This is a genomic window from Arthrobacter flavus (assembly GCF_039526005.1).
Classification (GTDB): Bacteria; Actinomycetota; Actinomycetes; order Actinomycetales; family Micrococcaceae; genus Arthrobacter_D; species Arthrobacter_D flavus.
In genome coordinates this window covers 118,901-137,950 of record NZ_BAAAIJ010000047.1, presented here as the reverse complement: position 1 = coordinate 137,950, position 19,050 = coordinate 118,901, and the positions used below count along the sequence as shown (strand labels likewise).

The 19,050-nt window shown below is 63.8% G+C and carries 18 protein-coding genes; 9 read left to right on the top strand and 9 right to left on the bottom strand.

Features of this window, described 5'->3' with window-relative positions; translation table 11 throughout:
- Positions 1 to 14: 14 nt before the first annotated feature.
- Positions 15 to 695, bottom strand: a complete 681-nt coding sequence (locus ABD059_RS10700; protein WP_343879822.1) for a GAF and ANTAR domain-containing protein — start codon at positions 693 to 695, stop codon at positions 15 to 17.
- Between the two features lie 137 nt (positions 696 to 832).
- Here ABD059_RS10700 and ABD059_RS10695 point away from each other — a divergent pair, with 137 nt between their 5' ends.
- Complete coding sequence (locus tag ABD059_RS10695) at positions 833 to 1,189, top strand: TraR/DksA family transcriptional regulator (RefSeq protein ID WP_343879820.1); 357 nt, start codon at positions 833 to 835, stop codon at positions 1,187 to 1,189.
- A 30-nt stretch (positions 1,190 to 1,219) separates the two neighbouring features.
- Here ABD059_RS10695 and ABD059_RS10690 read toward each other — a convergent pair whose 3' ends face one another.
- From ABD059_RS10690 to ABD059_RS10675, 4 genes are all read right to left on the bottom strand, one after another.
- Positions 1,220 to 1,897: a 4'-phosphopantetheinyl transferase family protein gene (locus ABD059_RS10690; RefSeq protein ID WP_343879818.1), complete on the bottom strand. Its 678-nt coding sequence runs from the start codon at positions 1,895 to 1,897 to the stop codon at positions 1,220 to 1,222.
- A 5-nt stretch (positions 1,898 to 1,902) separates the two neighbouring features.
- Positions 1,903 to 2,553: a class F sortase gene (locus ABD059_RS10685; RefSeq protein WP_343879816.1), complete on the bottom strand. Its 651-nt coding sequence runs from the start codon at positions 2,551 to 2,553 to the stop codon at positions 1,903 to 1,905.
- A gap of 2 nt (positions 2,554 to 2,555) precedes the next feature.
- Positions 2,556 to 3,542 (bottom strand): hypothetical protein, encoded by a 987-nt coding sequence (locus ABD059_RS10680; protein ID WP_343879814.1) that lies wholly within the window; start codon positions 3,540 to 3,542, stop codon positions 2,556 to 2,558.
- A gap of 161 nt (positions 3,543 to 3,703) precedes the next feature.
- Positions 3,704 to 5,134: a PucR family transcriptional regulator gene (locus tag ABD059_RS10675; RefSeq protein ID WP_343879812.1), complete on the bottom strand. Its 1,431-nt coding sequence runs from the start codon at positions 5,132 to 5,134 to the stop codon at positions 3,704 to 3,706.
- Between the two features lie 161 nt (positions 5,135 to 5,295).
- On the opposite strand from ABD059_RS10675, the gene ABD059_RS10670 reads away from it, so the two are divergent.
- The gene (locus ABD059_RS10670) at positions 5,296 to 6,735 is read left to right on the top strand and encodes a gamma-aminobutyraldehyde dehydrogenase (RefSeq protein ID WP_343879810.1); all 1,440 of its coding nucleotides are present in this window, start codon (positions 5,296 to 5,298) and stop codon (positions 6,733 to 6,735) included.
- Between the two features lie 15 nt (positions 6,736 to 6,750).
- Positions 6,751 to 8,127: a 4-aminobutyrate--2-oxoglutarate transaminase gene (gene gabT, locus ABD059_RS10665; RefSeq protein WP_343879808.1), complete on the top strand. Its 1,377-nt coding sequence runs from the start codon at positions 6,751 to 6,753 to the stop codon at positions 8,125 to 8,127.
- Positions 8,128 to 8,202: 75 nt separating this feature from the next.
- Here gabT and ABD059_RS10660 read toward each other — a convergent pair whose 3' ends face one another.
- The 3 genes from ABD059_RS10660 to ABD059_RS10650 all read right to left on the bottom strand — a co-directional run bounded on the left by ABD059_RS10660 (position 8,203) and on the right by ABD059_RS10650 (position 9,907).
- Positions 8,203 to 8,448, bottom strand: coding sequence for a helix-turn-helix domain-containing protein (locus ABD059_RS10660; RefSeq protein ID WP_343879806.1), 246 nt, complete (start codon positions 8,446 to 8,448; stop codon positions 8,203 to 8,205).
- Complete coding sequence (locus ABD059_RS10655) at positions 8,448 to 9,089, bottom strand: hypothetical protein (protein ID WP_343879804.1); 642 nt, start codon at positions 9,087 to 9,089, stop codon at positions 8,448 to 8,450. Before ABD059_RS10655 ends, ABD059_RS10660 begins: the two co-directional genes overlap by 1 nt.
- A gap of 155 nt (positions 9,090 to 9,244) precedes the next feature.
- Complete coding sequence (locus tag ABD059_RS10650) at positions 9,245 to 9,907, bottom strand: TetR/AcrR family transcriptional regulator (protein ID WP_343879802.1); 663 nt, start codon at positions 9,905 to 9,907, stop codon at positions 9,245 to 9,247.
- A 161-nt stretch (positions 9,908 to 10,068) separates the two neighbouring features.
- Between ABD059_RS10650 and ABD059_RS10645 the strand changes: the two genes are divergently transcribed.
- The 4 genes from ABD059_RS10645 to ABD059_RS10630 all read left to right on the top strand — a co-directional run bounded on the left by ABD059_RS10645 (position 10,069) and on the right by ABD059_RS10630 (position 14,924).
- Positions 10,069 to 11,469 carry a flavin monoamine oxidase family protein gene (locus tag ABD059_RS10645; protein WP_343879800.1) on the top strand — a complete coding sequence of 467 codons (1,401 nt, stop codon included), beginning with the start codon at positions 10,069 to 10,071 and terminating at the stop codon, positions 11,467 to 11,469.
- Positions 11,470 to 11,472: 3 nt separating this feature from the next.
- Positions 11,473 to 12,435 (top strand): universal stress protein, encoded by a 963-nt coding sequence (locus ABD059_RS10640; RefSeq protein WP_343879798.1) that lies wholly within the window; start codon positions 11,473 to 11,475, stop codon positions 12,433 to 12,435.
- 5 nt (positions 12,436 to 12,440) lie between these two features.
- On the top strand, positions 12,441 to 13,961 hold the full coding sequence (locus ABD059_RS10635) for an APC family permease (RefSeq protein ID WP_343880548.1): 1,521 nt from the start codon (positions 12,441 to 12,443) through the stop codon (positions 13,959 to 13,961).
- A gap of 120 nt (positions 13,962 to 14,081) precedes the next feature.
- Positions 14,082 to 14,924 (top strand): universal stress protein, encoded by an 843-nt coding sequence (locus tag ABD059_RS10630; protein ID WP_343879796.1) that lies wholly within the window; start codon positions 14,082 to 14,084, stop codon positions 14,922 to 14,924.
- A 21-nt stretch (positions 14,925 to 14,945) separates the two neighbouring features.
- Here the strand turns inward: ABD059_RS10630 and rarD are convergent, their stop codons facing one another.
- Complete coding sequence (rarD, locus tag ABD059_RS10625; RefSeq protein ID WP_343879794.1) at positions 14,946 to 15,920, bottom strand: EamA family transporter RarD; 975 nt, start codon at positions 15,918 to 15,920, stop codon at positions 14,946 to 14,948.
- Between the two features lie 191 nt (positions 15,921 to 16,111).
- Here rarD and ABD059_RS10620 point away from each other — a divergent pair, with 191 nt between their 5' ends.
- Both ABD059_RS10620 and ABD059_RS10615 read left to right on the top strand, forming a co-directional pair.
- Positions 16,112 to 17,536, top strand: a complete 1,425-nt coding sequence (locus tag ABD059_RS10620) for an FAD-dependent oxidoreductase (protein WP_343879792.1) — start codon at positions 16,112 to 16,114, stop codon at positions 17,534 to 17,536.
- 191 nt (positions 17,537 to 17,727) lie between these two features.
- Positions 17,728 to 19,035 (top strand): GAF domain-containing protein, encoded by a 1,308-nt coding sequence (locus tag ABD059_RS10615; protein WP_343879790.1) that lies wholly within the window; start codon positions 17,728 to 17,730, stop codon positions 19,033 to 19,035.
- Positions 19,036 to 19,050: the final 15 nt, after the last annotated feature.

Genomic DNA, 19,050 nt, shown 5'->3' with positions numbered 1-19,050 from the left:
TAGAGTTTACCCCGCTATTGGGGTTTCGGGGTGAAGTCCAGTCTGCGGTCGATAACCGCAGCTGCTACCTCGTTTAATTGAAGCCCCTCGGCGAAGGTGTATCCCCTGAGTAGAAGGAGAGCGTCAGTGGCAGTGACGTTCGCCTGTGCCAGGACCATTCTGGTAGCCTGGTGAATCTCGCGGCGTGATAACGAAGGTCCGTCATTGCCCCCGAACGCTTCGTCGTGGCCGGGCTCCCTGGACAACATCCGACGCAGCAACGTCCACGAGGTTTGACCGGTCAGGACTGACGCCGCCGCATGGTTCGCTCCGCTCAGGTCGCCCGCGTTCGTCCGATACAGCTCGACGACTCCAATATCAATTGCGCCGAGGATCAGTGGGAAGACGAACATTGCCTTCACCTCGGTGGCACGGACCGCGTTACCAAAAACGGGCCACCGGGTGTGCCAGTCTTCTGCGGTATCGGGGATCAGTACCGGCACTCGACTTGAAGCTGCCTCCCAGCGGGGTCCTTCCCCAAGTTCGAACTGCAGCTCATCGAGCCTGCGCGCAAGGTCATCACTACAGCAGATCGTTTCCTGGACGGCTCCGCCGAAAACCGAGATGCCAGCACCGGTGATCGATAGTTCCGTCAGATACGGGGTGCACAGGGTGGCGCCGTTGCTGTCTGCTGTGGAAACGCACCGCTCAACCATAATCCCCTGTCGTTCCTGCCGCGCCGCCAGCTGGTCGGGCGGGTCTCAGCCGAGCGGCAATCCCAGGTAGCGGGACACCAGCAGTTCTAGGATAGACGATTCACCGGTCGGGGCAGGTGAGACCGTACTATTGCGCCATGGCAGCTGAGTCAGACATGTCACAGTACCGTCCGCGCCTGCATGCGGAGCTCGCCCGCGCTCGGGCGAGTTTCGCCGCACTGGACGCCGACAGCCGCTCGGTCAGCGCCGCCCGGAACAATTCAAACGTCGACGACGAACACGACCCGGAGGGAACCACGATCGCCTCCGAGTTGTCCCAGATGGCGGTGCTCTCCCGCGCCGCCACCACCCGCGCCGCCGAGATCCAGGCGGCACTGGAGCGTCTTGACGCCGGCACCTACGGGAGGTGCACGGTCTGCGGGGACCCTATTGCTGTGGGGCGGCTCGACGCCCGACCGTGGACCGCGTTCTGTATCGACCACGCGACTGGCTGAGCGTGAGCGGGTCACCTGGCTCCTGCTCGGCTACACCAACCGGGCCATCGTCATCTGGGCCATCTCCAATGCGGCGGGTGCAGCGATCGCCGCAACATAGCCAGCAGGTGGGCCGACCCAGGCCAGTTTCAGGTGTTCCGCAGCGGCAAGTCCCGTGCAGGAGTTGCCTGCGATGGAAAAGGTGGAGGGCTCGATGCTGAGCCCATGCCCGGTTGCTTTCAATACCGCTTCCTTGGCGACCCACAGCCGGAGCCGAGCATCGACGTCGTCGGACCGGAGCTGTTCCCGCTCCGGAATCGAGAGGGCGTAGGCATCGAACCCGTCGAAGACGGCGTCGGGGATGTGCTCGATATCGGCACCGATGGGGTGCCCGGCGGGAGCCGAGGCCACCAGGAGTGAACCCGCGGAACGGGACAGGCTCAGCTCAACACCCGCGATTGCCGGTTTTCCATGCAGGCCAGAGCCGCAGGCCCGGCAGGAGCGGGTTACCGGCAGGGCGGCAGCCTCCGCCGGGGTTGCGCCGAGCAGCTGAGCCGCCATGAGTCGGAACACGGCGTGAGCCGCGCGGTAGGTCAGCCGGTCCTGTTCATACTGAAGGCGAGCGGCAGCAGCCCTGACCGGACCCGGAAGGAATCGGTCAAGTCCTCCCAGCGGCTCAAGCGTCCGGGCAACGCCGGACGCGGTAACCGCAATGTAGTGAACCGGCACGACTTCTAGACGCTGTCCGCGGGGCTTGCGGTGATCACCACGTTCTTGCCCCAGATGTCCTCCGTGTAGCAGCTGATCACCACCAGGCGATTGGGCACGATGTCCCAGATCTCGCTGTCCTTGAGCGTGTCCTTATCCAAGGTGATGATTGAATCGATCACGTAATCAAGGACACCAGTCTCGGTGGTCAGCTGAATGGAGTCACCCACCTCAGCATCCGTGCTGAGCCGGTTGAAGGGGGCCTCCTTGCCCTCCCAGCTGTGCCCGGTGAGGTAGGTGGTGTCCTCGGATCCGCTGCCAGGGGACCCGAACGAGGTCAACCAGTAGGCGTCCTCGGTCAGGGGCGGAACGATCGACTGGGTGGCGAACTCCTCCGCCGAGGGCGTGAGCGGAAGGATCGACTGGTCGATCCCTGCCGATTCCACGGTCAACCACCCGGGCGGGGACGCCGCGGGCTCGGCGGCAGGAACCGGCGGAGCGACAGTCGCTTCGGGGGCAGCAGGCTGGGCCGGAGCGTAGGTGACAGCCACCGCCTGCCGCTCGGACGTAACCGTCGGTGGTGATGCTGCACCAGCCGCCGAGGAAGCGGTCACGATCAGGGCAGCCGACAGCGCCAGACCGGTCCAGCGGGCAGCGCGACGCCGTGGGCCGGTCACTGTTATGCCTTCGCGGATCGGCGCAGCCAGACGGCAGCACCCGACAGGAGGATCAAGGCGCCCCCGGCCAGTCCACCGATCGCCAGCGCCCCACCATCGGTTTTCGGTGCTTCAGCTGCTGCAGTCTGGACGTTCAGACCCCGCCCGGCCGCTGGGGCAGCGGCACCGGGAGCGGCAGGGGTGCTGGGAACGATGGCGACGACGGGCACTTCGATGTCCTGTCCCGTGCCGGCCCCGGTCGCAGCGCAGGCGGCGATCGCGGCGTTGACCAGTACCTGGACCTCTTCCACGCTGGTGCCGGGGTTGGTACTGTCCAAAGCGGCCAGAACTGCTTCGATGGTCTCGATTGCGGCGTAGTAGTTGTTCTCGGCCGTGGCTACCGCTGCGGTGTCGAGGGCATTTTGCAGGACCAGCTGTGCTTCCATCAGCGCTTCCTCAGCGGCAGCGAATGCGTCGGGTGCTGTATCCCGTTCCGTCTGCCGTGCAGCCAGCACAGTCGTCGCCTCAACCTGGAAGGCCCGGGCGGCGGCCAGCTCTGCCTCAGCGGCGAGGCGAGCGGCGTCATCGCCGTCTGGCACAGCGGCGAGCGCCAGTTCGGCGGCCACAACACGATCATCGGCAAGGAACTTCGCGGTCTGGGCCGCGTCCAGGGCAGCTTGGGTTGTTTCCAGTGCCATCGCTGCCGTTTCAAGGGCCGCAATCGCAGCGTCATATGCTGCGAATTCATGAACCGCCCCGATTTCGGCGTCTATCCAGGCCTGGTCGAGTGCCTCGGAAGCGGCTTCGATGGCAGTGAGAGCGGCTTTCAGGTCGTAGGCCAGGCCGATGTCCACTGACGCGGAGCCCAGCGCAGCCCCCAGCGCTGACTGGGCAGCGACGCAGGAGCCCGAGGCCGGCGCGGCGGCTACGGGTGAGGCAACTAGAAAGGTAGAACCGGCGACGAGCGCAGCGCACGTGCCGAAGGTCATCAGTCGATTACGGTGCGTCATGAGACCACGTCGTTTCCTCAAGAAAGGCCCTCAAGTCCGCCTTGAGCGGCATCCGCCGGATGCGCGACGCTGGGAGGGGTGCTGTCTGGCTGACGCAATTTGACCACGCCATGTGACGAAAGACCAGCACTTTTTGGACAATTCGTGCCACCGTCGCCCGGCTACCGCAGTCCGCGTACGTTCAAAGCGAGATACAGGTGGACGCGGTCAGCGGTGACTCCCGGGTCGTAGCCGCTTAGGTCCTGGATCTGCTGCAACCGGTATCGCACGGTGTTCCGATGAAGCTGCAACGCCTCAGCGACTGCCGCGACCGACCCGTTCAGCATCAGATACCGTTCAAGCGTCACCATCAGCTCGGCGTGGTGCCGCTGGTCAAACGCTACAACCGGGTCCAACGCTTCAGCAGCGAGATCGGCGAGTGGCACATCCTCGCTAGCCATCAGCAGGGACGTCAGGCTCAGCCGGTCGGGGGTGTTTACGGGCAACCCCCTGGTCAACGATTCCCGGGCCTCGAAATAGCTCCAGCGGAAGCCGCTGGCTTGCGCATAGCCCCCGCCATACCCCACCTTCGCAGTCAGTCCAGCACCGTGGAGGTAGGCGCCCATCTGCTGACTGAGCGCCGGCCCATCACCGTCGGGGACGGCAATGACCAACCGCTCGTCAACCAGCGCTTCCACTCCGGACTGGAACCCTGCCGGTGTCGGGAGGGTTCGCAGCGCCCGACGCTGCCCGGAGGCCACTTCGACGATCACCACCACCTGGCGCAGTGCGGTGTCGATGCCGGCGCCGCCAAGGCGCGCAACGGCGTCGGGACCTGCCAGGGTGCCGCGGACCACGTCCTGACAGAGTTGCCCAACCACTGCGCGTTCGCTGGCCCGTCGTCGGGCCTGGTTGCTCAACTCGACGCTGATCAGGCTCTGTGCATAGGCGACGATGGCGTGGGGATTGTAGGGCTCCGCGATGGCGAGCGTGCAACGGTCTTTCAGGCCGGTCGCCACCGGCAGCCGGTGCCAGTGGATGCCGGGGGCGCCAGCTTCGGAGCGTCCGGTTGTCTCAGTGGTGAACAGCTGGGCGCCGTATTGGGACAGCACGACGTCGGTGCCGAGCATGGTGGCCAATTCTCGCAGCAGCTGGGGGAGGCCACCCTCCCCGAGCAGGGCCGACGCGAGAACCTGATGGCCCTTCAAAAGGCTTTCGAGCCCGGAATAGTGATCAGCCGAGAGTGAGTCAGCGACGATCTTCCCGATAGCAATGAAAGGGGTCTCGTACGGGACACGGAACACGGGGAGACCCAGGGAATCTGCCTCCTCGACCAACGCTGCAGGGACCTGCCGGTGCCCGAGCCCAGTGCCGAAGCCGATCCCCAGTGCCCCCGACTCATGGACGCGGCGCACGAAGGCGCGCTGCGCCGTCGTCGTTTTCTGCCGGAGACCGGTGGTCAATACCACCTCGCCACCGCTGAGGAAGGGCAGCGGATCCTCAAGCTCGGTTACCGCAACCCACTGGATGGGGATGTCTGGAACGACGGCGCCCCCCACAGGATGGAGACCGAGGCCAGCGGCCGTAAGCAAGGTGGGAAGGGTGATGGCCATGCCTCAACTATAGGACCGCGAGACTGTGCGGGTGCATGACATGTCGATGAATTTGTTGTGCGGATCACCCTAGGCCGGGGAATAATAGGAGGCGTAGGGTCAGCAATGGATTTACGCTGCGATGGATTCGCGAGGATCCGTCAGCCCATCAGAGAAAAGGGATGAATACCGTGGTAACCACCCTCCAGAACTTTATCAACGGCGAGTTTGTCACCCCAGCTGGCACCGAGCTGCTGGACATCGTCAACCCCACCAATGGCGAGGTCGTGGCGAAGGCGCCAGTATCGCTGAAGTCGGACGTCGACGCCGCCATGACCGCGGCCGCTCAGGCGTTCAGGAAATTCAAGCACGTTACACCGAGCCAGCGGCAGCTGATGCTGTTGAAGCTCGCCGATGCCCTCGAGGCCGCGAGCGACGAACTCGTCGAGGCGCAACACCGCAACACCGGGCAGGTCCGCGACCTGATCGCCGCCGAGGAAGTGGCAGTCGGCGCTGACCAGCTGCGGTTCTTCGCGGGCGCCGCTCGCCTCATGGAGGGAAAGTCGGCTGGCGAATACGTTGAGGGCCACACCTCGTATGTCCGGCGCGAGCCCATCGGAGTAGTCGCCCAGGTTGCACCCTGGAACTACCCGCTCCTGATGGCCATCTGGAAGATCGGTCCAGCCCTCGCCGCTGGCAACACGGTGGTCCTCAAGCCCAGCGACACTACCCCCGAGTCCACCCTCGTGCTGGCGAAGCTGACACAGGGGATCCTTCCCCCAGGGGTGCTGAACGTTGTGCTGGGTACCGGCGAAACGGGGGCAGCGATGGTCGACCACCCCGTGCCCGGGTTGGTGTCAATTACCGGGTCGGTCCGCGCTGGCATCGCCGTCGCCACCGGTGCGGCGAAGTCACTCAAGCGAGCTCACCTTGAGCTGGGAGGCAAGGCACCCGCCGTCGTCTTCGCCGACGCCGACATCAAGAAGACCGCAGCGGCGATCGCTGAATTCTCGTTCTTCAATGCCGGGCAGGACTGCACGGCGATCACCCGGGTGCTGGTGCAGGATTCGGTCCATGATGATTTGGTGGCCGCCATGGTGGCTCACACCGAGACGCTCAAGACGGGCAACGCCGACGATTCCCAGAACTACTTCGGCCCGCTGAACAACATCAATCACTTCAATTCAGTCAACGCCGTGATGGATGCTCTCCCGGAGCATTGCAAGGTCGAGATTGGCGGCAAACGGTCCGGCGACAAGGGCTACTTCTACGAGGCGACCATCGTCACCGGTGCCCACCAGACCGACGACATTGTCCAGAAGGAAACCTTCGGTCCGGTCATCACCGTGCAGAAGTTCACCACCGAGGACGAGGCGGTCGAGCTGGCCAACGACGTCGAGTACGCGCTCGCGTCGAGCATCTGGACCACCGATCATGGCACCGCCATGAGGGTGTCCCGGGACCTCGACTTTGGCGCCGTCTGGATCAATACCCACATCCTTCTCACCGCCGAGATGCCGCACGGAGGCTTCAAGAGCTCCGGTTACGGAAAGGACCTCTCGATGTATGGCGTTGAGGACTACACCCGGATCAAGCACGTCATGAGCGCGCTTGATGTTTAGAAAGGCAGTTTCACTATGACCACCCAAGCGATCCAGCCGCAGTTCCGGCTCGAGCAAAAACGCAAGATCATCGCCGACTTCCCTGGCCCCAAGTCCACCGAGCTCGCCGCCCGGCGCGCCGCAGTGGTCGCCAAGGGTGTTGCCTCAGGCGTGCCGGTATATGTTGCCGACGCCGACGGTGGCATCATTCACGACGTCGACGGCAACTCCTTCATCGACCTGGGCTCCGGCATCGCGGTGACCAGCGTCGGCGCGTCGGATCCCGCCGTCGTCGGCGCCGTCAAGGAGCAGGTGGAGCACTTCACCCACACCTGCTTCATGGTCACGCCCTATGAGGGCTACATTGCGGTGGCTGAGAAGCTGGCCGAGCTGACTCCCGGCGACTTCGACAAGCGGACCGTGCTTTTCAACTCGGGTGCCGAGGCTGTCGAGAACGCCATCAAGGTGGCTCGTCTGGCGACCGGCCGCACCGCCGTGGCCGCCTTCGATCATGCGTATCACGGCCGCACCAACCTCACGATGGCCCTGACCGCCAAGTCGTTGCCGTACAAAGGTGGGCCCTCGGGTGACTTCGGCCCGTTCGCCTCAGAGGTGTACCGGCTGCCGATGAGCTACCCATTCCGCGAGGAGAACCCCTCGATCACCGGCGTCGAGGCAGCCCAGCGCGCCATCACGATGATGGAGAAGCAGATCGGTGCCAGTTCACTGGCCGCGATCATCATTGAACCGATCCAGGGTGAGGGCGGCTTCATCGTCCCTGCCGAAGGCTTCCTGCCGACCCTGGCCGCGTGGGCCAAAGAAAACGGTGTGGTCTTCATCGCCGACGAGGTGCAGTCAGGCTTCTGCCGCACTGGCGCCTGGTTCGCCGTCGACCACGAGGGCGTCGTGCCCGACATCATCACCATGGCCAAGGGAATCGCTGGTGGAATGCCGCTTTCGGCCATCACCGGCCGGGCCGACCTGCTCGACGCCGTCCACCCCGGTGGCCTCGGTGGCACCTTCGGTGGCAACCCGGTGGCCTGCGCTGCTGCATTGGCCGCGATCGAAACGATGCAGGAACAGGATCTGATCTCACGCGCTCAGGAGATCGAGGAGTTGGCTACATCGCGGCTCCGTTCGTTGCAGGACGAGCTGGGTGCCGAGTCGATCATCGGCGAGATCCGTGGTCGGGGCGCAATGCTTGCCCTCGAGTTCGTGAAGCCGGGGACCAAGACGCCGAACCCGGACGCAACGAAGGCCATTGCTGCCGCGTGTCTGCAGGAGGGTGTCATCATCCTGACCTGTGGCACCTACGGCAACGTGGTCCGTCTCCTCCCCCCACTGGTGATTGGGGATGAGCTGCTGAACGACGGCCTGGACGTCCTCGAAGCTGCGATCCGCGCCGCGAAATAGCGCTCCCCGCGCAACCCCAACCCCTCCGCCGAGTGGTTAGGTCTGGTGGGTCGGCTGACGCCGAACCCACCAGACCTAACGCTTCGGCGGAGGGGTTTTGCTTGTCTCCAGCAGGTCGCCCACCTGGCAGTCAAGCGCCTCACAAATTGCCTGGAGGGTCGAGAATCGGATGGCACGTGCCCGATCATTCTTCAGAATCGACAGGTTGACGATGCTCATGTTCACGCGTCGCCCTAGTTCGGTAAGCGTCATCTGTCGTTCGGCAAGGAGCTCGTCGAGGCGACAGTGAATACCGGTGGCTTCCGACTCCGTGGGGGGCACTAGATGAGCCCTTCATTGTCGCGCTGCAGCCGTGAACCGATCTGGAAGGCTCCAGCTAACAGGGCGCAGAAGATCCCAGTGATGAGGGATAGGGCATCCGTGGGACCGAAGTAATAGCCGGTGGAGAACGGTGCGTCAGCGAGCGGAATGCCCAGATCAGCCACGATGACCGTATGAACGTGCGAGAAGATTGCCGGCAGAATCAGGGATCCAGCAACGAAGAACACGGCGATGATGCCTAGTCCAAGGGTCATGAGGCGGCCAAACGGTTTAGCCCTATAGACACGCTGGCTCAGGTAGAGGAAGAACAGTAGCGATGCTGCGACGAGGATAAAGCCAAAGCTCATCGTGGCCGTATAGGGGGCCATCGCGGCAGCGCTGACCCCCTCAACGCTCAGTGTGATCGAGTCGAAGTATGCTTCCGAGACCTGCGGCCCGAGCCCCGCGAGTGAGCCTTCGGGGGTAACGGCTGGCAGATACAACTCGGTTTTTCCCTGCGCGGCCAGCACAAGGAACATCGCCAGTGCTCCCAGCACCAGGAGGGTCAGGAGGCCAGCGATAACCTGCACTGAGATGAGCCCGGCTCGTTCGGCTGTCTTCAGTCGTCTCCGCCGGTTGGGTATGGACGGTGCTGTAGTCATCTGTTCCTCCAATAGTTAACGGTTATCGCTACTAACGATAACCGTTAACCTAACGATTGTCGATAACCGCCTGAGGTTGTCGGTACACCCGGCTTTTCCTCGCTGAAATGGGGCAAGGGCGGTTGGCGGGGGCGTCTCTCCAGAGGCCGACGGCGTCAGCCTGCCACTTGCACTTTCAGCCCGGTGATGAGTGCTTCGAGCCCGATGGTGAACGCGGCGTCGGCTGAGTCCGCCTGCGACCCGCCCCGGCGACGGACGGCAGCCGTGAAGAGAGGGTAGTCGGGCCCCAGGCTGCCTGACTCGAAAATGTCCTCGGGGGCGGCGACGTCGAACGCTGACCCGAAGATGAAAGACTCAAGAGCGACGATGGCGGGGATGATCCGGTCCGCTGGCCAGCCGGCGTCAAGGAACCCTTTGGTGACCGCCTCGTACATGGCAAGCGTTTCGGGCGCGCCGGTGACGGGCAGAATGGCGATGACCGAGATGAGAGGCGCATGAGCGGCGAAGACTCCGCGGTAGGACCAGGCCCAGGCGCGAACCGCCTCATCCCAGGGGGCCGCAGCGAAAGCGCTGAAGTCCACCTTCGCCATCACCTCGTCCTCGACCCAGCGCAGCACTTCCTGCTTGGATTCAGCGTGGTTGTATAGGGCCGATGGCGCCACTCGCAGGCGCTGGGCCAGTGCAGACATGGTGAGTCCCTCGTAACCCTGGCTGGCAATCAGGGCGAGAGCAGCATCAGTAATGAGGTCCCGTGACAGCAGTCCGCGCGGTGGGCGACCCGCCCGGCGGCGGCTGACCGGCGCTCCCACACTTCCCATGACCGCCCCTTCACCGTCTCTTCGCTGCGGGTCCATTCTACTGCCCCTGTCATCACCGCGGGTCTGGCCCTTTCCAAAAGTGCTGGGTATCGCTACAGTATCCCTCATAAATGAATGACGTTCATTTTGTGGCGTGGGCCATACTTGATGGAGAGGCAACAATGGAGAATCTAGAACGCGACGTCGTAATTATCGGGGCGGGCCCCTCGGGCCTCACCGCCGCGTGGGAGTTGAAGAAGACGGGGCTGAGCGTCGCCGTCCTGGAGGCACGGGATCGGGTTGGTGGGCGCACCTGGACGGATATAGTCGACGGCGCCCTCCTGGAGATTGGGGGCCAATGGGTCTCTCCAGACCAGACCGCCCTCAAAGGAATGCTTGACGAGCTCGGACTGGAAACCTATGACAGGTACCGGGAGGGGGACTCTGTCTACATCGGAGCCGACGGCACCCGTACCCGTTACACCGGAGACATGTTCCCCGTATCGGCCGCCACTGAAGGGGAAATGAATAGGCTGATCGAAGTGCTGGATCGCCTCGCAGCGGAAGCTGGCCCGGAAACCCCGTGGAAGCATCCGGAAGCCCGGGCCCTTGACACCATCTCCTTCCACCACTGGCTGCGGCAGCAATCCAGCGACGAGGAAGCCTGCAACAACATTGGGCTCTTCATTGCTGGCGGAATGCTCACCAAACCCGCTCACGCCTTCTCGGCCCTGCAGGCTGTGTTGATGGCCGCGTCGGCGGGATCCTTCTCCAACCTGGTCGATGAGAACTTCATCCTCGACAAGCGGGTGGTCGGCGGCATGCAGCAGGTGTCGGAACGCCTCGCGGATCGGCTGGGGGACGACGTCGTACTCAGCAGCCCAGTGCGAACGCTGCGCTGGGAGGGGGACGCAGGCACCAACGGCGGGGGTAACCACAGTAACGGGGTCACCGCGGTGTCGGACACCGTCACCGTCAAGGCGCGCTACGCAGTCATGGCGGTTCCGCCGAACCTGTACTCGCGGGTGTCCTATGAGCCACCGCTGCCTCGCCGCCAGCATCAGATGCACCAGCACCAGTCCCTCGGGCTGGTCATCAAGGTCCATGCCGTCTACCCGACACCGTTCTGGCGTGCCGAGGGTCTCTCCGGGACCGGCTTCAGCGCCTCCTCGATCGTGCAGGAGGTGTACGACAACACCAACCACGAGGATTCCCGCGGAACGCTGGTCGGCTTCGTCTCGGACGAGAAGGCCGACGCCATGTTCAGACTGACGCCCGAAGCCCGTCGGCAGACAATCCTTGAGTCCATTGCCGGTTTCCTCGGCTCTGAGGCACTCACCCCCGAGGTGTATTACGAATCGGACTGGGGCTCAGAGGAGTGGACCAGAGGCGCTTATGCGACCAGCTACGACCTCGGCGGCCTCCACCGCTATGGCCCGGACCAGCTCACCCCCGTCGGGCCGATTCACTGGTCCTGCTCGGATCTGGCGGCCGAGGGCTATCAGCACGTCGAGGGGGCAATCCGGATGGGGCAGGACACAGCCCGGAACATCCTGGACCTCGCGTCAACCGAAGGAGCATGACCGATGGACTACATCGTCGGGTACACAGCAGATGAACGCGGGCGCGACGCCGTCAGCCTCGCCGTCGCCCTGGCCAGGCGCCAGGACGCGAACCTTCAATTGGTGATGGTGATGCCGGAGCATTCCCCCTTCAATGCGGTCTATCCACCCGAAAAGGGATTCGAGAGCATCCTCTCGGCCCAGCTGCAGGAATGGCTGGCTGAAGGCCTCGCCCTGATCCCCGATGACGTAACCGCCCGTGCTCACGTCATCAGCGCAGATTCGCAGGCGGGGGGGCTCATCGACGCGGCGGTTGACTCGGGCGCTTCGCTGATCATCATCGGTGCAAGCTCACGAGGCCTGCGAAAAAGGTTCAACGTCGGTAGCGTCGCCGGAACACTCCTCCATGCCTCACCGGTACCCGTGGCCTTGGCGCCCCAGGGCTATCGTCGCCTCGATCCAATTACCCGGCTCACCTGTGCGGTGGGGACCAGGGAAGGGGCGGATGCGGTGATCGCGGTGGCCGTCGAATCAGCCACCCGACGTCGACTCCCACTCAGACTGGTCTCGCTCGTGGCGCTTGACCCGGCAACGGGGACCGACGGTGGAGCAAACGCCGCCGCAGTGGAATCCGCGCATCAGCACGCCAACACGCGTCTGGCCGAGGCTGCGTCGTCACTCGCCGCCGGCGGACAGGTCAGTGTGGAAGTGGCGCAAGGAGCCACCGTCGAGGAAGCGATCGGAGCTCTGGCGTGGGACGAGGGCGAGGTCCTTCTGGTCGGTTCCAGCCGTCTGGCGCAGCACAGCAGACTGTTCCTTGGCGTCACTGCCAACAAGATTCTTCGAGCCTTGACGGTGCCCATGGTTGTGGTGCCGCGAAGTTACTCAGCTGTCGAGGACCAGCCGCACCAGCCGGAGCGGTCTGTAACCAAGCGGTCCGATGCCGGTGACGGCAAGGACGTTCAATCCACCGAGGTGAAGCAGTGAGCACCATGCCAACGAAAGACCCCTCCACCGGACTCAGCCAGAAAGGTCTCAGCTCCGGGTCGGTCGGTTTGTTGGGCGCCGTGGTCATCGGTGTTTCCTGCATCGCTCCCGCGTACACCCTGACCGCGGCGCTCGGTCCCACCGTTGCGGAGGTGGGGGTGCAGTTGCCCGCCATCTTCCTCGTCGGGTTCATCCCGATGCTGTTGGTGGCTCTCGGGTACCGCGAACTGAACAATTCAATGCCCGACGCCGGCACCTCCTTTACCTGGGCCACCCGGGCTTTTGGGCCGTGGATCGGCTGGATGGGTGGTTGGGGTCTGATCGCCGCGACAGTGATCGTTCTGTCGAACCTGGCAGCTGTTGCTGTTGACTTCTTCTACCTGATGCTCGCCCAGCTGACCGGAAACGACTCGCTGGCTGATCTGACGCTCAACCTGCCGTTGAACATCGCCACCACCCTGGTGTTCGTCGCGTTGGCCTGTTGGGTTTCCTATCGCGGCATGGAAACCACCAAAGCCGTGCAGTACGTGCTGGTTGGCTTCCAACTGCTGGTCCTGGGCTGGTTCGCCATCGCCGCCTTTGCTCATGTTGCCAATGGAACAGCCTTCGATGCGACGGCCATTAGCCCCGACTGGTTCAACCCGTTTGCGGTGGAATCCTTCTCGGCTTTCGCCGCTGGTGTGTCCCTCTCGATCTTCGTCTACTGGGGCTGGGACGTTACTCTGACCATGAACGAGGAAACCAAGGACCCCGAGCGTACTCCAGGCCGGGCGGCGACTCTCACCGTCTTGGTCATCGTGGTGATCTACCTGACCGTTGCGTTGGCAACCCTGACCTACGCGGGCGTCGGTGAGGGTGAACTGGGGGCCGGAAATGTAGACAACCAGGGAAGCATTTTCGCGGTCCTTGCCGGACCCGTGATGGGCCCCTTCGCCATCCTGATGTCCCTGACAGTTCTCAGCAGTTCCGCCGCATCCCTGCAATCCACCTTCGTGTCGCCTGCCCGCACCCTGCTGTCGATGGGGCACTACCGGGCACTGCCAGCGAATTACGGCAGGATCAGCCCCACTTACAAGTCGCCCAGCTACGCCACGGTCGCCGCAGCGGTCGCTGCCTCCGGCTTCTACGTGGTCACCAGGGTGGTCTCGGAAAACGCCCTGTATGACACGATCACGGCGCTCGGCATGATGATCTGCTTCTACTACGGGATCACGGCGATGGCCTGCGTCTGGTATTTCAGGGCAGTCGCGTTCAGCAGTGCCCGCAACTTCGGCCTGAAGTTCCTTGCGCCGCTGGTCGGCGGCGTCATCTTGCTGGTCATGTTCGTGAAGACAGCCACCGATTCGATGGACCCGGACTACGGTTCCGGTTCGTCCGTCGGAGGGGTGGGGCTGGTATTCATTCTCGGAACCGGGGTCATCCTCCTCGGGGCGGTCCTGATGTTCATCATGTACCGGGTCAATCCTGGCTTTTTCCGCGGTGAAACCCTGAAGCAGGGGAGCGCTTCAGCCGACGTGGTGCAGTAACCCTCCGTGCCGTGTGACGGCGGGCACTTCAGTGCCCGCCGTCCACGATAAGGTTGCCTGAGCAGATCTGCGGCGGTAACCCCGGGCGCCGGTCAGAATCCGATCCGGAAGGCACGCCGTATGCGTTATGTAGTTGGCTTTACAAACAATGATCGTGGCCGTGACGCGCTGGCGCTGGCCACCTCGCTGGCCCGGACGCAGGGAGCCAGCATCGATCTGGTGACCGTGCTCGATCGTCCCCAGGACGGCAGTGTGGGCGCCGGGACCAACCGGGCGCTTGCCGCCCTGCAGGAAGCGATCGAGGGGATTCCGGGCGGCGTCGAAGTGGTCCCGCACGTCAAACTCGCCGACTCATTCGCCGAGGGACTCCTTGAGGTCGCCCATGACCTCGATGCGGGGCTAATCGTCATTGGGGCCTCCGGCAACGGCCTGCTCCGCCGATTCACTGTGGGCAGCGTAGCGAATGCGGTCCTGCACTCATCGCCAGTCCCGGTCGGGTTGGCTCCCCGCGGGTACCGGCACCGTGACAAGATGACCAGGCTCACCTGCGCCGTCGGCACCCGTGCGGGTGCCGAGGCTGTGCTGGATGTAGCGGTCGACTCCGCCGCGCGCCGCGGGATGCCGCTGCGCCTGATCTCGTTGGTGGCGCTGGACGTCAGCGAGCAGTCGGACTCCGGTGAGGCCATCAACCTCGCACACCGGCATGCCAACTCGGTACTGGCTCGGGCCGGTGCGCAGCTTCCCGAAGGCCACGAAACCACGATCACGGTTGCCCATGGTCGCACCATTGAGCAGGCAATCGACGACATCGAATGGGACCCCGGAGAAATTGTCTTCGTCGGATCGAGCCGGCTGGCGAAGCGCAGTCAACTCTTTTTGGGATCGACAGCCAACAAGATGCTCCGGGCGTTGCCTGTGCCAATGATCGTCGTGCCGCGGGACTGGAACCTCCCGGCAGCTTAAGGGCTCCTGGGCCCCATCGGGCTAAACCGCGGCGGTCTCCCCGACCGGCGTCGCATCACGGGAGCGGCGCGGTCGGGAGTTCTTTCGCACGGTGTGCAGCATGTCGACGGTCAGCATCGACAAGGCGATCCAGACCAGCCCGAAACCGATCCAACGCTCCAGCGGCATCTCTTCCTGAAAAACGAACAGCGCCAACAGGAATTGCAGCACTGGCGCGAGGTACTGGAGGAGCCCGATCGTGGTCAGTGGCAGCCTCCGGGCTGCGGCACCGAAGAAGAGCAGAGGGACTGCCGTAATGATGCCCGCCGCGGCCATGATCCAGAAGTGCGCGGGGCCCTCGGTGAGCACCGTCGCGGATCCCGACACCGTCAGCCAGATCATGACGGCACCCGCGATCGGAGTGAGAACTGCAGTTTCGATGCTCAGGCTGGATAGTGCTCCGACCCGGGAACCCACCCGCTTCTTGACGAACCCGTAGAACCCAAAGGAGAAGGCGAGGGTCAAAGCAATCCATGGCACGTTTCCGTAACCGATCGCCAGCACCACCACAGCAATAATGCCGACACCGACCGCCGCCCATTGCAACCGGCGAAGCTTCTCCCGCAACACGATCACGCCGAGCAACACCGACACGATCGGGTTGATGAAGTAGCCGAGGGCCGCTTCGATCGCGTGACCGTTGGTGACCCCGTAGGTATACACAAACCAGTTCACAGCGATCAACAGCGCCGCGATCGCCAGAGTGCCAAGGATCCGGGGGTTCGACGCGGCGGACCACACGGTCCGCCAGGACCTCATCACAGTTAGCAGCAGCGCGCAGAACACCAAAGACCAGAGCACGCGGTTGGCGACAATCTCGATTGCCGTCGCGGGCAGCAGGATCATGAAGTACAGCGGGAGGAGACCCCACAAACCGTAAGCGCCGATTCCGTAGAGGATGCCCGTCGAGTTTTCGCTTCGGGGCTGACGCGGGCTGGTGTTATCTGTGGGGGTCACGTCGGCTCAAACGCCGCTGTCCCCGCTTTTATTCCACGTCCTTGCACTGTCAGCCTGATTCCCCGCCGCGCGACGCCGGTCGATGGAGATAGGCATCACCGGTTTAGACTGCATCAGCCACTGCATTTAGAATAGGAAACTGTGCGCTAAGTGTGCGTTACGGTTGATCCACTAGGGAAGAAGGCCAATCAGTGTCCACCTCAGCTGCGGGGCGTCCGCTGCGGGTAGCGATCATCGGTGCCGGTCCGGCAGGGGTCTACGCTGCCGACATTCTGACGAAGTCCCAGGAAGTTCAGGGCGGTGACTTCGCGGTCAGCATTGACCTCTTCGATCAGCACCCCGCCCCCTATGGCCTGATCCGCTATGGCGTGGCGCCGGATCACCCGCGTATCAAAGGCATCGTCAACGCGCTGCACAAGGTGTTGGATCGTGGCGATATTCGGTTCCTGGGAAACATTAACTACGGCCGGGACCTCACGCTCTCCGACTTCCGCAAATTCTATGATGCGGTCATTTTCTCGACGGGCGCGATCAGGGACGCGGATCTGGACATCCCAGGGGTGGACCTTGACGGGTCCTTTGGTGGCGCCGAGTTCGTCTCCTGGTACGACGGTCACCCCGATGTGCCTCGCGACTGGCCACTGAACGCAACGGAGATAGCGGTGATCGGCAACGGCAACGTTGCTCTGGACGTTGCACGTGTGCTCTCCAAACACGCCGACGATCTGCTGACCACCGAAATTCCTGACAACGTGTACGCGGGGCTGAAGGCCTCACCCGTCACCGACGTGCACGTGTTCGGCCGCCGTGGCCCGGCGCAGGTGAAGTTCACTCCGCTGGAGCTGCGCGAACTGTCCCACTCCCGGGATGTGGACATTGTGCTCTACCCGGAGGATTTCGACTTCGACGCCGCCTCCGAACAGCAGATCGCCAGCAACAATCAGACCAAAACCATGGTGAAAACCCTCACCAACTGGCTCGTCGACGACGAACCAACAGGAGCCTCCCGTCGGTTGCACCTGCACTTCCTGCACTCGCCTGTCGAGATCACCGATTCACCGGAAACCCCCGGCAAGGTGGCCAACATGAGGTTCGAACGCACCGAGCTCACCGGGGAAGGCACAGTCCGCGGCACCGGTGAGTTCATCGACTACCCTGTGCAGGCCGTCTACCGTGCGATTGGCTATTTCGGGTCCGAACTTCCTGAAGTTGGATTCGACAGTCAGCGCGGTGTCATTCCCAACGAGGGCGGCCGGGTCATCGACCAGGCAGGAAACCCGGTACCCGGCATCTACGCCACCGGCTGGATCAAGCGCGGACCTGTGGGCCTGATCGGCCACACCAAGGGCGATGCGTTGGAGACGATCGGGTTCCTCCTTGAGGACCGCCTGAATCTCCCCCCGGCCCAGGACCCATCCGAGCAGGCCATCATTGACCTCCTCGTCGAGCGGGGGATTCGCTACACCACCTGGGAGGGCTGGCTCAAGCTCGACGCCCATGAACTGAAGCTGGGTGCCAACTATGTGTACGACGGCGGCGCCAACGCGGAGCTCGTCAGAGAACGTGTGAAGGTGGTTCCCCGGGACGAGATGATTGCCATCTCACGCGACAAGTAGGTTCGCCGACGAGCAACGCCTCAGCCGGAATCCGAGGACGGTGACGGAGTTCTCGGATGCGGTGGGGAGGACCGCGAGGACCTGCTGACCGTTCCTGCCGGAAAATCCTCGACAACACCCGCGACAGATGGGCGCCGACGGCACTAGACTGATGCCACCCCACCGGCGGGGAGACCAGAAGCGGGGTGTCGATGACGCAGCAGCAACTGCCGATTCTGGGGGGACTCACGTCGAGATCCCTGCAGCAGTGCGCCCACCGTGCACACGAGCGGCTTGGCAGCGCCCCACCGTCGGGCGTACGCACACTGGTGGGGGAATCCTGGCTGCGTTCGCTGAAAAACTTCCCCGATCCGGACGCCGTCCAGGCTCCCTTGTTTTACAGCGACGAAGAGCTTGACGCGTACCGCAGGGGCCACCCCCTCGCAGCGGTCCTGCCGATTATCCGGAAGCTGCTGGTCCAACCCAGCCTGGACAGCGGATTGCTGGTGGCGGTCGGCGACGCAAATGGTCGGCTGCTTTGGGTCGAGGGTGATCGGGATCTACGCCGTCGTGCTGAGGGAATGATGTTCGTCGCGGGGTCGGACTGGTCAGAGGGTGCCGTCGGAACCAGCGCCCCCGGCACGGCACTGGCCCTCGGGAGGAGCGTCCAGATTGCCGGCGCGGAGCATTTCAGTCCCCAGGCTCACCGTTGGAGTTGCACAGCGGTCCCCGTCCACGACCCTGATTCGGGGATGGTGCTCGGCGTTGTGGACATTACCGGTACCGACGACGCCGTGGCAGTACACACGCTGTCACTGGTGGAAGCGACTGTCGCTGCCGCTGAGGCGCATCTGAGCCTGCACCGGCTGCAAGACCAGCAACCTGCGCGGAAACTCGCCCCAGCTAAAACCTACTCCGCCGACCGGGAGGGCCTGCACATCCTGGGACAGGATCACGGGGTTGTCCATCTGGGGCGTCAATCGGTGGAACTCAGTGCACGACATGCGGAACTCATCACCCTGCTCGCCCTGCATCCGGCCGGGCTGAGCGCCGAACAGCTCGCGGCCATGGCCTATCCGGAACATGTCTCGGTCACCACAGTGCGGGCCGAAATGTTGCGGTTGCGGCGTGTGCTCTCCCACCAACTCCCGTCGCTGGTTCCTCGCTCCCGGCCGTACCGGCTACCCCGCGAACTGTCGGTCGACGCGTCGCAGGTGCTGGATTACCTGCGGCGAGGTGCCCACCGGATGGCGCTGAACATGTACCGGGGTCCCGTCCTGCCGCGCTCGGAGGCTCCCTCGATCGTTCGCCTCCGCACCGAAGTCAGCTTCCTGCTCCGAGAAGCCGTCCTGAACGACGGCGCCGTCGACGCCGTCCTGCAGTATCTACAGCTGCCCGAGGCCGCCGACGACGCCGAAGCGTGGACTGCCGCGCTGAAGGTCCTCCCGCCACGGTCGCCGAGGCGGGCATCCGTCGTCGCGCACGTTGAACGGCTCGAGGCAGAATTCAGACTTTCCTGACGGACCCGGTCGACG